The organism is Pseudomonas sp. LG1D9 (genome assembly GCF_002949995.1).
In the GTDB taxonomy this organism is placed as follows: Bacteria; Pseudomonadota; Gammaproteobacteria; order Pseudomonadales; family Pseudomonadaceae; genus Aquipseudomonas; species Aquipseudomonas proteolytica.
Genome location: NZ_CP026881.1, coordinates 1,675,501 through 1,687,733, shown reverse-complemented (window position 1 = coordinate 1,687,733; position 12,233 = coordinate 1,675,501). Strand labels below are relative to the sequence as shown.

Here is a 12,233-nt window from a genome sequence, read left to right as displayed (position 1 = left end):
GCTTGCGTCCCTATGACGGCCGCTGTCTTGGGCGGGGCCGTCCTGTTATGATGAGCGCCCCGATGAAAGCCTCGGGGCAAAAGACGCCGTATTTAACCACAAGCGCGCAGCCGAAACCAAAGGCTGTGCCACGCCTAGTCTGAGCATGTCCGATAAAATTGAACTTCGCGCAGAGGTGCCGTCCGAATTGGGCGGCCAACGCCTCGATCAAGTCGCCGCACAACTATTCGCTGAGCACTCGCGCTCGCGCCTTTCCGCCTGGATCAAAGACGGCCGCCTGACTGTGGATGGAGCGGTTATCCGCCCGCGAGACATAGTTCATGGCGGTTCGGTTCTTGAGCTGACTGCCGAGCAGGAAGCCCAGGGAGAATGGATCGCCCAGGACATCGAGCTGGATATCGTCTATGAAGACGACGACATCCTGGTGATCAACAAACCCGCAGGCCTGGTGGTTCACCCGGCGGCCGGGCACGCTGATGGCACCTTGCTCAATGCCTTGTTGCACCATGTGCCGGACATCATCAATGTCCCGCGCTGCGGCATTGTCCACCGCCTGGACAAGGACACCACCGGTCTGATGGTGGTGGCCAAGACCATCCAGGCACAGACGCAGTTGGTCACACAATTGCAGAGCCGCAGCGTCAGCCGCATCTATGAGTGCATCGTGATTGGTGTGGTCGTGGCGGGTGGCAAGATCAACGCGCCTATCGGTCGTCATGGCCAGCAGCGCCAGCGCATGGCGGTGATGGAGGGTGGCAAGCAGGCCGTCAGCCACTACCGCGTGCTGGAGCGTTTCCGTTCCCACACCCATGTGCGGGTCAAGCTGGAAACCGGCCGTACCCACCAGATCCGGGTGCATATGGCGCATATCAACTTCCCGTTGGTCGGCGATCCGGCCTACGGTGGTCGCTTCCGTATTCCGCCGGCCGCCAGTGTGACCATGGTCGAATCGTTGAAGTCGTTCCCGCGCCAGGCGTTGCATGCACGCTTCCTGGAGCTGGATCATCCGACGAGCGGTGAGCGGATGAGCTGGGAATCGCCACTGCCCGACGATTTTGTCTGGTTGCTGTCGCTACTCAAGCAAGACCGCGAGGCCTTTGTCGGATGAGTGACTGGCTGATTCCTGACTGGCCTGCGCCGGCCGGGGTGAAAGCCTGTGTCACTACCCGTGCGGGCGGCGTCAGTCTGGCGCCGTTCGACAGTCTGAATCTGGGCGATCATGTCGAGGACAGCCTTGGGGCTGTACTTGAGAATCGCCGTCGTCTCACTGCCGCGTTCGATATCCAGCCGGCCTGGCTGCGCCAGGTCCATGGTGTCGTCGTGGTCAAGGCCGATCCGGGGCAGATTGCCGAGGCAGATGGCAGCTGGACCGATACGCCCGGCATCGCCTGCACGGCGATGACCGCCGATTGCCTGCCGGCCTTGTTTTGCAACAAAGCCGGGACCCGGGTTGCCGCTGCCCATGCCGGTTGGCGTGGACTGGCCGCGGGAGTGCTGGAAGCTGCCGCCGAAAGCCTGGACACTGCGCCTGCCGACGTACTGGTCTGGTTAGGCCCGGCGATTGGCCCGAAGGCCTTTGAAGTGGGCCCAGAAGTGCGTGAAGCCTTCGTGCAGCAACATCCGCAAACCGCGCAGGCTTTCGTTCCCAGCCATAATCCTGGCAAGTTCCTGGCCGACATCTATCAGTTGGCGCGTCTGCGCCTGGCTGCGCGCGGTATCACCGCCGTTTATGGTGGCGGTTTGTGTACGGTGACCGACCCACGCTTCTTTTCTTACCGGCGCAGCCCGCGCACCGGTCGATTTGCCTCCCTGATCTGGCTCGAACGCTAGACTCTGCTGATCCATATCATGCATTGCCGGCTTGAATCCTCCAGAATCCACCCCATCTATAAGGGTATCTGGCAGGTTTCTTCATTCAGGATGCGTTAATCGCGAGCAAGCTCGCTCGCACATAGCTCCGGCCTGCTCAAAAGGAAGGTGACTAATGCGTATTGATCGTTTAACCAGCAAATTACAATTGGCGTTATCGGATTCCCAATCCCTGGCGGTTGGCCTCGACCATCCGGCCATTGAGCCCGCGCACTTGATGCAGGCGCTCCTCGAACAGCAGGGTGGTTCGATCAAACCCCTACTGATGCAGGTGGGCTTTGACGTCAACAGCCTGCGCAAGGAATTGAGCAAAGAGCTCGACCAGCTGCCGAAAATCCAGAATCCGACGGGCGACGTGAATATGTCCCAGGATTTGGCGCGCCTGCTCAATCAGGCGGACCGCCTGGCTCAGCAGAAGGGCGACCAGTTCATCTCCAGCGAACTGGTGCTGCTCGCTGCCATGGACGACAACAGCAAGCTCGGCAAGTTGTTGCTGGGCCAGGGCGTGAGCAAAAAGGCCCTGGAAAATGCCATCAACAACCTGCGCGGCGGCGAGGCGGTGAATGACCCCAATCACGAGGAGTCGCGCCAGGCCCTGGACAAATACACCGTCGACCTGACCAAGCGCGCCGAAGACGGCAAGCTGGACCCGGTGATCGGGCGTGACGATGAAATTCGTCGCACCATCCAGGTCCTGCAGCGTCGCACCAAGAACAACCCGGTGCTGATCGGCGAGCCTGGCGTGGGTAAAACCGCCATCGCCGAAGGCCTGGCCCAGCGCATCATTAATGGTGAGGTGCCGGACGGCCTCAAGGGCAAGCGCTTGCTGTCCCTGGACATGGGCGCGTTGATCGCCGGTGCCAAGTTCCGTGGTGAGTTCGAAGAGCGCCTCAAATCCCTGCTTAACGAACTGTCGAAGCAGGAAGGGCAGATCATTCTGTTTATCGACGAACTGCACACTATGGTCGGCGCCGGTAAAGGCGAAGGCTCGATGGATGCGGGCAACATGCTCAAGCCAGCACTGGCTCGGGGCGAGTTGCATTGCGTTGGCGCGACCACGCTCAACGAGTACCGCCAGTACATTGAAAAGGACGCGGCCCTTGAGCGTCGTTTCCAGAAAGTCCTGGTGGAAGAGCCGAGCGAAGAAGACACCATCGCGATCCTGCGTGGCCTGAAAGAGCGTTATGAGGTCCACCACCGGGTCGCAATCACTGATGGCGCGATCATTGCGGCGGCCAAGTTGAGCCATCGCTACATCACTGACCGTCAGTTGCCGGACAAGGCCATCGACCTGATCGACGAAGCGGCCAGCCGTATTCGCATGGAAATCGATTCCAAGCCTGAAGTGCTGGACCGCCTGGAGCGCCGGCTGATTCAACTGAAAGTCGAATCCCAGGCGCTGAAGAAAGAGGACGATGACGCGGCGAAGAAACGCCTGGAAAAACTCCAGGAAGAAATCGTCCGCCTGGAACGCGAGTATTCGGACCTGGAAGAAATCTGGACCTCGGAAAAAGCCGAAGTGCAGGGTTCCGCACAGATCCAGCAAAAGATCGAGCAGTCGCGCCAGGAGCTGGAAGCTGCCCGCCGTAAAGGCGACCTGAACCGCATGGCCGAGCTGCAGTACGGGGTGATCCCGGATCTGGAGCGCAGCCTGCAAATGGTCGACCAGCATGGCCACAGCGAAAACCAGTTGCTGCGCAGCAAGGTGACCGAGGAAGAAATTGCCGAGGTTGTGTCCAAGTGGACCGGCATTCCAGTGTCGAAGATGCTGGAAGGCGAGCGTGACAAGCTGTTGCGTATGGAAAGCCTGTTGCACCAGCGCGTCATCGGCCAGGAAGAGGCGGTGGTGGCGGTGTCCAACGCGGTACGGCGTTCGCGCGCCGGGTTGTCCGACCCGAACCGCCCGAGTGGCTCGTTCATGTTCCTCGGCCCGACCGGCGTGGGTAAGACCGAGTTGTGCAAGGCCCTGGCCGAGTTCCTCTTTGATACAGAAGAGGCGATGGTGCGTATCGATATGTCCGAGTTCATGGAGAAACATTCCGTGGCTCGCTTGATCGGGGCGCCACCAGGCTATGTGGGCTACGAGGAAGGTGGCTACCTGACCGAAGCGGTACGGCGTAAGCCTTACTCGGTGATCTTGCTGGATGAGGTCGAGAAGGCTCACCCGGACGTGTTCAACGTGTTGCTGCAAGTGCTGGAAGATGGCCGGCTGACGGACAGCCACGGGCGTACCGTGGATTTCCGTAATACGGTGATCGTGATGACCTCCAACCTGGGCTCGGTACAGATCCAGGAAATGGTCGGGGATCGTGAAGGTCAGCGTGCTGCGGTAATGGATGCGCTGACCAGCCACTTCCGCCCGGAATTTATCAACCGGGTCGATGAAGTGGTGATCTTCGAGCCTTTGGCGCGGGATCAGATCGCGGGCATTACCGAGATCCAGTTGGGTCGCCTGCGCAGCCGTCTGGCAGAGCGCGAGCTGATGCTGGAGCTGAGCAGCGAGGCCTTGGACAAGTTGATCGCCGTGGGTTACGACCCGGTGTATGGCGCACGGCCATTAAAACGTGCGATCCAGCGCTGGATCGAGAACCCGTTGGCCCAACTGATCCTGTCGGGCAGCTTTATGCCGGGGACCAGCGTCAAGGCCACCGTGGAAAACGACGAAATCGTCTTCCACTAAGCGCCGATTGGGTGGTTATAAGCAAAGGCCCCGCATTGCGGGGCCTTTTTTTTCGATAGGGCGTTGAACTGTAAGGCAAAGGCTTGTAAAGTGCGCCCCGCAGCAACGTCAGCCCACGGGTTTCTTCTCCCCAAGGAGAAATCAGAAAGAAGCGCAAATCATTGTCTTAAAAGCAATTTAAAGGGTTGACAGGGGTTTTTAAGATTGTAGAATAGCGCGCCTCAGACACGCTAACGTAGCGATACGGACAGCGTCGAAGAGAAGGATACATCGCAGTAAAAGTTGTACTTTGAAATATGTAGTTCCGTGATAGCTCAGTCGGTAGAGCAAATGACTGTTAATCATTGGGTCCCAGGTTCGAGTCCTGGTCACGGAGCCAATTTCAAACCGGGGTATAGCGCAGTCCGGTAGCGCGCCTGCTTTGGGAGCAGGATGTCAGGAGTTCGAATCCCCTTACCCCGACCATTTTTGGGTCGTTAGCTCAGTTGGTAGAGCAGTTGGCTTTTAACCAATTGGTCGTAGGTTCGAATCCCACACGACCCACCATTTTTGAGACCAGTTCACGCTGGAATCGAATCTTAAGATCAGAGGCCAAAAGCACTGATCGAAGAAGGCGACTTGAAAAGGTCGCCTTTTTTTTACCGGGGTATAGCGCAGTCCGGTAGCGCGCCTGCTTTGGGAGCAGGATGTCAGGAGTTCGAATCCCCTTACCCCGACCATATTAAAAATCCTCGTATCGAAAGATACGGGGATTTTTTTTGCCTGCGCAAAACCTGAAAGTACCGCCGATCCAATGTAGAAGGGGGCTTGCTCCCGATTGCGGTGTGTGTGAACCACCGCTATCGGGAGCAAGCCCCCTCCCATCCGGGACCGTGTTGTTAGTGGAGTTTGAGACGCGGCTCGGTGCCCCGTCCAATCTTGCTGCCCAGCATCAACATCATCGTGCGGAAGAACCCGTACAAGGCCATCTGGTGCATGCGGTACAACGACACATAGAACATCCGCGCCAGCCAGCCTTCAAGCATCACGCTGCCGGTCAGGTTGCCCATCAAGTTACCCACAGCCGAAAAACGCGACAGCGAGATCAGTGAGCCGTAGTCGGTGTACTTATAGCTGGGCAGGGGCTTGCCCTCGATGCGCAATTTCAGCGATTTGGCCAGCAACGACGCCTGCTGGTGGGCCGCTTGCGCCCGCGGTGGAACGTTACGGTCGGTACCCGGCTGCGGGCAGGCCGCGCAGTCGCCAAAGGCGAAGATATTCTCGTCACGGGTGGTCTGCAGCGTTGGCAGCACCTGCAGTTGGTTGATGCGGTTGGTCTCCAGGCCGTCGATGTCCTTGAGAAAGCCCGGCGCGCGAATCCCGGCGGCCCACACCTTGAGGCTGGCGGGAATCACCTGGCCACTGCTGGTGATCAGGCTGTCGGCGGTGACTTCGCTCACGGCGGAGTTGGTCATGACCGTCACCCCGAGCTTTTCCAGGGTTTTATGCACAGGTCCGCTGATCCGCTCTGGCAGGGCTGGCAATACCCGTGGCCCGGCTTCGATCAGGGTGATGGACATGTTTTCTGGTTTGATCCGGTCCAGGCCATAGGCTGCCAGTTCATGGGCAGCGTTGTGCAGCTCCGCGGCCAACTCGACACCGGTGGCGCCAGCGCCAACGATTGCCACGCTGATTCTTTCCACCACATCGGTTTGCCCGGCATGGGCGCGCAGGTAGTGGTTGAGCAATTGCTGGTGGAAGCGCTCTGCCTGTTTGCGGGTATCGAGGAACAGGCAGTGTTGTGCTGCGCCCTCGGTGCCGAAGTCATTGGTGGTGCTACCGACCGCAATCACCAGGGTGTCATAGCCCAGCACGCGCGCAGGCACCAGTTCCCGGCCTTCTTCATCAAGGGTCGCGGCCAGCTGGATTATCTTCTGTTCACGATCAAGCCCGCTCATGCGCCCCAGCTGGAACTCGAAATGGTTCCATTTTGCCTGGGCAACGTAATTGAGTTCGTCTTCAGAGGAGTTCAGCGAGCCGGCGGCAACCTCGTGCAGCAGGGGTTTCCAGATATGGGTCAGGTTGGTGTCCACCAGCGTGATGCTGGCGGTACCGCGCTTGCCCAGAGTCTTACCCAGGCGGGTAGCCAACTCCAGGCCGCCGGCGCCGCCGCCGACGATAATAATACGATGGGTCATGGGGGTATCTCGCAAGGCTAAAAGAAATCGGTGCAGTTACCCGAGCGAGCGCCAGGCAGCTCATAGCGTCAGGTAACTCAAAAGGCGGCTCAGGAGGCCCAGGCCAATCACCACAATCAGCACCACCCCAAGGAGCAGCCACGGCCGGAAAGGCTTGCGCTCAACCTGGTGTTGGGACAGTTGCAGGTACTCTTCGACATGTTCTTGGTCGTCAGGGTTCAGGCGGCTGGTCATAAAGGCCTCGTCAGGTAGACGTTGCAAAAGGGCATCACGTTACAGGCTGATACCCACGTCGAACACTATGCTGCGCCCCAGGTTGTTGCGCAAGAAATCCGGGGCGTCCGGGTGGGCGAACAACACGCGTGCAAAGGTCGGGCCGACCAATGACAGCGAGCGCCAGCCTTGGCGCAGGTATTCCGTGGGCGGCGGGAAATGGCTGTTGAGGTCCAGCACTTCGCGCTTGAGGCTGGCGAAGGCGATGATATCCAGCTCCCCCAGGTCCATGCCGCGTTCTTTATAGTTATGGGCCTTCTTGCGTAGGGTCGGCGCCAGGCGCAGCAGGAACTCATGGGCGGGAATGCGCCTGGGCTTGGCTTCACGCCGCACCAATTGGCTCAGGGAAAAAGCGCTGCGCCGCCGTAGCAGTTCGTCGCGCCATTCGTCATTCAGGCGCCGGCCTTCGTCCAGGACAAAAAACACTTCGAAACTGGCGTCGCGAAACAGCACATCCGGCGGTTCTTGACCGGCGGCATGAAATTCTTCGGCGCGGTAGGGCACATTCAGGCCTTGTAGCAGGCGCTGGCAGACCCAACGCTCACGCTCCCATTTGCGGGCATTGGACAGGAACGCGTTGGCTTGTTCGGCCGCTATGGTGAGCAGGCGCAAATAATCTGAGTCATCCATGGTTCCAGCTTAGCGTTCAAATGATGACCGCAGGAAGTCCCGTGTGAAAAGGCTCGGTGTAGACTGGCGGTTCGGTTGATGGTTTTGCTCAAGGAGTTCGCGGTGAGGTTTTTGGTTGCGGTGTTTCTGGTCTTTCTGCCCCTGTGGGCCCAGGCAGTTGAGCTCGGCGAGCGGCTGGCTCCCTGGACCTTGCTGGATCAATTCGACCAGGCCTATACCCTGGATAATCAGGCGCAGGTCCTGCTGGTGGCGCGCAGCATGGACGCAGCCAAACAGGTGGATGCGGCATTGCAGGGCCAGCCCAAGGGCTATCTGGAGGCGCGCCATGTGGTGTTTGTCGCCGATATCCAGCGCATGCCGAGGTTGATCGCCAAGCTTTTCGCCGTCCCCGCGATGCAGGCCTACAACTACCGGGTCATGCTCGACCGTGATGCACGGATCGCTCCACGTTATCCAGCGCCTGTGGATAAAGTGCTGTGGCTGCAACTGGAAGACGGCAAGCTGGTCGCGCGCCATGAGTACGCCTCTGCCACCGAACTGCGCCAGGCCCTGGAGCAGGTGCAGCCGTGATCAGTGCCGCCGTGCTGGCGCCGCAAACCCTGTGGCTGGGCTGGCTGCTGTATGCGCCGGTGATTGTTTGGGCGGTCCTGCGCTCGTCCTGGGTCGAGTTGTTTGCCGACCGACGGCGCCAGCATTTGTTGTTCGGTACGGTGTTCGCGCTGTTCATGCTGTGGCTGGTGCGTCGGGATTTCGATACCGGCGTGTCCTACCACTTTATCGGCATGACCGCCGTGACCCTGTTGCTCGACTGGCCGCTGGCAATTGTCGGTGGGCTGGCTGCGCAACTGGGACTGGTGCTGCTCGGGCGCCAGGACCTGGCGGCGGTCGGGGTCAACGGTGCACTGCTGATCCTCTTGCCGGTATTGGTGACCGAGACATGTGCGTTGCTGGTGGAGCGGGCGCAGCCGCGCAATCCCTTCGTGTATATCTTCTGTTCCGGTTTTTTTGCCGCCGCATTGTCGGCGTTGCTGTGCCTGTTGGCCGGCCTGGGCTTGCTGTGGCTGGACGGTCGCTTCGCCATGCCCGAATGGATCGAAGACTTTATCGGCTACCTGTGGCTGATCATCTTTCCCGAAGCCTTCATCAACGGCATGGTGATCAGTGCCTTGGTGGTGTTTTGCCCGGAGTGGCTTGAGACGTTCAACCGCACGCGCTACCTCTCGGCGCCCTGGAAGGACGACAATTCGCGGCCTTGATCCAAATCAAAGGCACAACGCGCAAGTGGTCGCATGCTCTGCGAAACTTCCAGGAGCACGATCATGAGTGTGTACGAGTGGGCGCGGCAAGAGATACGCAGGAGTCAGGAAGCGGCGCTGGAAATTGGCTTTGATCCAGGTTTGAGCCTGCGTGCCCTGTTGAGTGCCGTGGTGCAGCAGAGCAAGGGCGTGCGCAGTTTTGAAGACCTGGCCGACGAGTTGCAATACCTTGCGGAAAACCTCGACGACCAGCAGGAATACGCTTTTATGCGGCCTTAATGGGCGCGCGGTGGCAGGTCTTCGGAGAACAGCTCGTCTTCGGCGTCCGGGCTGACCGGAATCTTGTGTTCTTCTGAGGCCCAGGCACCCAGGTCGATCAGTTTGCAGCGATCCGAGCAGAATGGCCGGTTGAGGTTGGTCGCTTTCCATTCCACGGGGGCGCCGCAGGTTGGGCATTCGACGGTCAAGGGTTGGCTCATGTTCGGCCTCCACGCAAAGTAAGGTAAAAGTGGTGCAGTCGCTCGACCTCGGCCTGTAGCCAGGCCAGGTCCTGGTCATTGACCAGTACATCGTCGGCATGGCGCAAGCGATCTTCCCGGGAGGCCTGGGCCTTGAGAATCGCCTGCACCTGTTCTTCGCTGATGCCGTCGCGCAGCAGGGTACGCTGAATTTGCGTTGATTGCGGCACATCGATCACCAGGATGCGTTGGGTCATGGTGTATTGACCCGACTCGATCAACAACGGCGACACCAAAATCGCATAGGGCGAGCGGGCGCGGGCCAGATGGCTGCGGATCTCGTCGGCAATCAGCGGGTGCAGCAGGGCTTCCAGCCACAGGCGCTCTTGCGGCGCCTCGAAAATGCGCTTGCGCAAGGCGGCGCGATCCAACTGGCCATCGGGCAGCAGAATCCCACCACCGAAGTGCTCGGCAATCTTCGCCAGCGCTGGCCGCCCGGGCTCCACCACCCAGCGTGAGGCATGGTCGGCGTCGATCAGGTCCACGCCAAGGTCGATAAAGTGCTGGGCCGCAGCGCTTTTGCCGCTGCCGATGCCGCCCGTCAGGCCAAGAATCCAGGGTGTTGCGACAGAAGTGGTCATTTGAAACCGACAGACTGCAAATAGAAGTCGGTTATTTGACCACCCCAGAGCAATGCAATCCAGCCGGCGATCGCCAGATAGGGACCAAAAGGCAGGGGCACCGAGGTCTGCGCGTTACGCATGCGCAACACAATCACCCCTGCGATCGCACCCACCAGCGACGCCAGCAACAGCGTCAGCGGCAGGATCTGCCAGCCACCCCAGGCGCCGAGCAGGGCTAGCAGCTTGAAGTCGCCATAGCCCATGCCGTCCTTGCCAGTGCACAGCTTGAATAGCCAGAACACCGACCACAGGCTCAGGTACCCGGCAACCGCGCCCAGCACTGCATCGGGCAGCGTTACATACAGCTCGAAGTAATTGAGGATCAGCCCCAGCCACAGCAGTGGCAGCACCAGCACATCCGGTAATAGCTGGTGGTCGGCATCAATCAGGCTCATGGCCAGCAAGCCCCAGCTCAAGAACAGCACTCCAGCGGCCGGCCAGCCGAAGCCGTAGTGCCAGGCGATAAATGCCGAGAGCAGCCCGCAGGCCAGTTCGGTGAGCGGGTAGCGCGGGCTGATGGAGCCGTGGCATCGCGCGCAGTGCCCCCTGAGCAGCAGATAACTGATCACCGGGATATTTTCCCATGGGCGAATCGGCGCCGAACAATGCGGGCAACAGGAGTTGGGGCGCAACAGGTTATAGGTCGGGCCACCGGGCTCCGGAGGCAGGCCGAGTATCTCATGGGCCTGGGCGCGCCAGTCCCGTTCGAGCATTTTTGGCAGGCGCCAGACCAGCACGTTGAGGAAGCTGCCGACGATCAGCCCGAGCACCAGTGCTGCCCAGACGAACAACCAGGGATGGAGGATCAGGAGTTGGTCCAGGGTCATATTCAAAACGCCGTGCCAAGCTGGAAGATCGGCAGGTACATGGCGATTACCAGTGCCCCGACAATGCTGCCGAGCACCACCATGATCAGCGGCTCCATCAGGCTGCTGAGGTTGTCCACCAGGTTGTCGACGTCCGTTTCATAATGATCGGCGACCTTCTCCAGCATGCTGTCCAGCGCTCCCGATTCTTCGCCGATGGCGGTCATCTGGATCGCCATGCCAGGGAACAGGCCGCTGGCGGTCATGGTTCGATTCAATTGCATTCCTATTGCCACGTCCTGGCGCATACGCGTGATTGCCTGTGTGAACCGCTCGTTGCCAGCGGCTGCGGCCACTGAGTCCAGCGCCTGTGCCAGCGGTACGCCAGCGGCAAAGGTGGTGGCGAGTGTGCGAGCGTAGCGGGCGACTGCGGTTTTTTTCAGCAGTGTGCCTGCCAGCGGCAGTTTCAACAAACCAGTGTCCAGCCACAGGCGCAAACCGTTGTGTCGGCGGTAGGCGCGGCGTATTCCCCAGGCACTTGCGATTGCGGTCAGCAATAGCATCCACCATGCGCCTTGCATGAATTCGGACAGCCCGATGACCAGCAGGGTAAAGCGTGGCAGCGGTGTGTCGATGCCGGCGAACAGGCTTTCGAATTGGGGCACGACGTGGATCAGCAAGATGCTGCTGACCAGCATCGCCACGAGCACGACCACCAGCGGATAGGTCATGGCCTTCTTGATCCGGGCCTTGAGGCGCTGGCTCTTCTCCAGGTGGGTGGCTACCCGCTCCAGCAAGGTCTCCAGGGTGCCGGCCTGTTCGCCGGCCGCGATCAGGCTGCAATACAGGGGGTTGAAGCACTGCGGCTGTTTCGATAGCGCGGCGGTCAGGCTGTTGCCGGCGGCAATCTCCTGCTTCAGCCCTTGGACCATTGTGCGCATGGCCGGGCTGTCAAAGCCTTCGCCAATCATGTCGAAGGCTTGTAGCAAGGGAATTCCCGCCTTCAGCAGGGTCGCCAGTTGGCGGGTGAACAGCGCAATATCGGCTGGGGTGATTGGGGTGCCCAGGCCGCAAAGGAGGCTGGAGCGCACGTGTACCCGAACCGGGGTTATGCCTTGCCGGCGCAGTTGTGCCTTGATCACGGCCGGGCTATGGCCACGGGTTTCGCCGGACACCTTGCGGCCATTGCGCAACGTGCCTTCCCAAGCATAGGTGGCGGAGGGGCTCACAGTGACATCATTCATTGGCGGCGATAGCTCATCGGCAGGTGATGAGCTACAGCTTAGTCAGGCCTCTGTGTCCATCCGGCTATTGGGGAGGGGAAAAATGTCAGATTGTGCGTCTTGTGAGGGCCTGGCCCGACGCGGATGAGTACACTGGCGCGGTTGCCAAGGGCAGGGC

The 12,233-nt window shown here is 60.1% G+C and carries 13 protein-coding genes and 4 tRNA genes; 10 read left to right on the top strand and 7 right to left on the bottom strand.

All coding sequences use genetic code 11. The annotated features are described in order from the left end of the window. Positions 1 to 145 precede the first annotated feature (145 nt). From rluD to C5F71_RS08040, 7 genes are all read left to right on the top strand, one after another. Positions 146 to 1,108, top strand: coding sequence for a 23S rRNA pseudouridine(1911/1915/1917) synthase RluD (gene rluD / locus C5F71_RS08070; protein ID WP_029292014.1), 963 nt, complete (start codon positions 146 to 148; stop codon positions 1,106 to 1,108). After that, complete coding sequence (pgeF, locus tag C5F71_RS08065) at positions 1,105 to 1,830, top strand: peptidoglycan editing factor PgeF (RefSeq protein ID WP_029292012.1); 726 nt, start codon at positions 1,105 to 1,107, stop codon at positions 1,828 to 1,830. The genes rluD and pgeF overlap by 4 nt, the downstream gene beginning before the upstream one ends. A gap of 154 nt (positions 1,831 to 1,984) precedes the next feature. After that, the gene (gene clpB, locus C5F71_RS08060; protein WP_092230488.1) at positions 1,985 to 4,549 is read left to right on the top strand and encodes an ATP-dependent chaperone ClpB; all 2,565 of its coding nucleotides are present in this window, start codon (positions 1,985 to 1,987) and stop codon (positions 4,547 to 4,549) included. Positions 4,550 to 4,852: 303 nt separating this feature from the next. Next, positions 4,853 to 4,928 (top strand) — tRNA-Asn (locus C5F71_RS08055). 9 nt (positions 4,929 to 4,937) lie between these two features. Continuing rightward, positions 4,938 to 5,014: transfer RNA gene (locus C5F71_RS08050), tRNA-Pro, on the top strand. Between the two features lie 5 nt (positions 5,015 to 5,019). Beyond that, a tRNA-Lys gene (locus tag C5F71_RS08045) sits at positions 5,020 to 5,095 on the top strand. A gap of 96 nt (positions 5,096 to 5,191) precedes the next feature. After that, positions 5,192 to 5,268, top strand: a tRNA-Pro gene (locus tag C5F71_RS08040). A 159-nt stretch (positions 5,269 to 5,427) separates the two neighbouring features. Here the strand turns inward: C5F71_RS08040 and C5F71_RS08035 are convergent. Genes C5F71_RS08035 through C5F71_RS08025 form a run of 3 tightly spaced genes read right to left on the bottom strand, consistent with a single transcriptional unit; the run spans position 5,428 to position 7,629 of the window. Further along, positions 5,428 to 6,726, bottom strand: coding sequence for an NAD(P)/FAD-dependent oxidoreductase (locus C5F71_RS08035; protein WP_029292008.1), 1,299 nt, complete (start codon positions 6,724 to 6,726; stop codon positions 5,428 to 5,430). A gap of 60 nt (positions 6,727 to 6,786) precedes the next feature. Next, positions 6,787 to 6,960: a DUF3094 family protein gene (locus C5F71_RS08030; protein WP_104910930.1), complete on the bottom strand. Its 174-nt coding sequence runs from the start codon at positions 6,958 to 6,960 to the stop codon at positions 6,787 to 6,789. 39 nt (positions 6,961 to 6,999) lie between these two features. Continuing rightward, positions 7,000 to 7,629 (bottom strand): DUF1780 domain-containing protein, encoded by a 630-nt coding sequence (locus tag C5F71_RS08025; RefSeq protein ID WP_029292005.1) that lies wholly within the window; start codon positions 7,627 to 7,629, stop codon positions 7,000 to 7,002. A gap of 78 nt (positions 7,630 to 7,707) precedes the next feature. Between C5F71_RS08025 and C5F71_RS08020 the strand changes: the two genes are divergently transcribed. The 3 genes from C5F71_RS08020 (at position 7,708) to C5F71_RS08010 (ending at position 9,164) form a co-directional block, all read left to right on the top strand. After that, positions 7,708 to 8,199, top strand: coding sequence for an FAD/FMN-containing dehydrogenase (locus C5F71_RS08020; RefSeq protein WP_169390310.1), 492 nt, complete (start codon positions 7,708 to 7,710; stop codon positions 8,197 to 8,199). Continuing rightward, positions 8,196 to 8,885, top strand: a complete 690-nt coding sequence (locus C5F71_RS08015) for an energy-coupling factor ABC transporter permease (RefSeq protein WP_029292001.1) — start codon at positions 8,196 to 8,198, stop codon at positions 8,883 to 8,885. The genes C5F71_RS08020 and C5F71_RS08015 overlap by 4 nt, the downstream gene beginning before the upstream one ends. A gap of 63 nt (positions 8,886 to 8,948) precedes the next feature. Further along, on the top strand, positions 8,949 to 9,164 hold the full coding sequence (locus C5F71_RS08010) for a hypothetical protein (protein ID WP_029292000.1): 216 nt from the start codon (positions 8,949 to 8,951) through the stop codon (positions 9,162 to 9,164). Here the strand turns inward: C5F71_RS08010 and yacG are convergent. The 4 genes from yacG to C5F71_RS07990 are packed head-to-tail and all read right to left on the bottom strand — an operon-like array spanning position 9,161 to position 12,076. Continuing rightward, the gene (gene yacG, locus C5F71_RS08005) at positions 9,161 to 9,364 is read right to left on the bottom strand and encodes a DNA gyrase inhibitor YacG (protein WP_092238375.1); all 204 of its coding nucleotides are present in this window, start codon (positions 9,362 to 9,364) and stop codon (positions 9,161 to 9,163) included. The two genes, C5F71_RS08010 and yacG, sit on opposite strands and share 4 nt — an antisense overlap. Further along, positions 9,361 to 9,984, bottom strand: coding sequence for a dephospho-CoA kinase (gene coaE, locus C5F71_RS08000; protein WP_029291995.1), 624 nt, complete (start codon positions 9,982 to 9,984; stop codon positions 9,361 to 9,363). Before coaE ends, yacG begins: the two co-directional genes overlap by 4 nt. After that, complete coding sequence (locus C5F71_RS07995) at positions 9,981 to 10,853, bottom strand: A24 family peptidase (RefSeq protein ID WP_133714623.1); 873 nt, start codon at positions 10,851 to 10,853, stop codon at positions 9,981 to 9,983. The genes coaE and C5F71_RS07995 overlap by 4 nt, the downstream gene beginning before the upstream one ends. 2 nt (positions 10,854 to 10,855) lie before the next feature. After that, positions 10,856 to 12,076 (bottom strand): type II secretion system F family protein, encoded by a 1,221-nt coding sequence (locus tag C5F71_RS07990; protein ID WP_104910929.1) that lies wholly within the window; start codon positions 12,074 to 12,076, stop codon positions 10,856 to 10,858. Positions 12,077 to 12,233 lie beyond the last annotated feature (157 nt).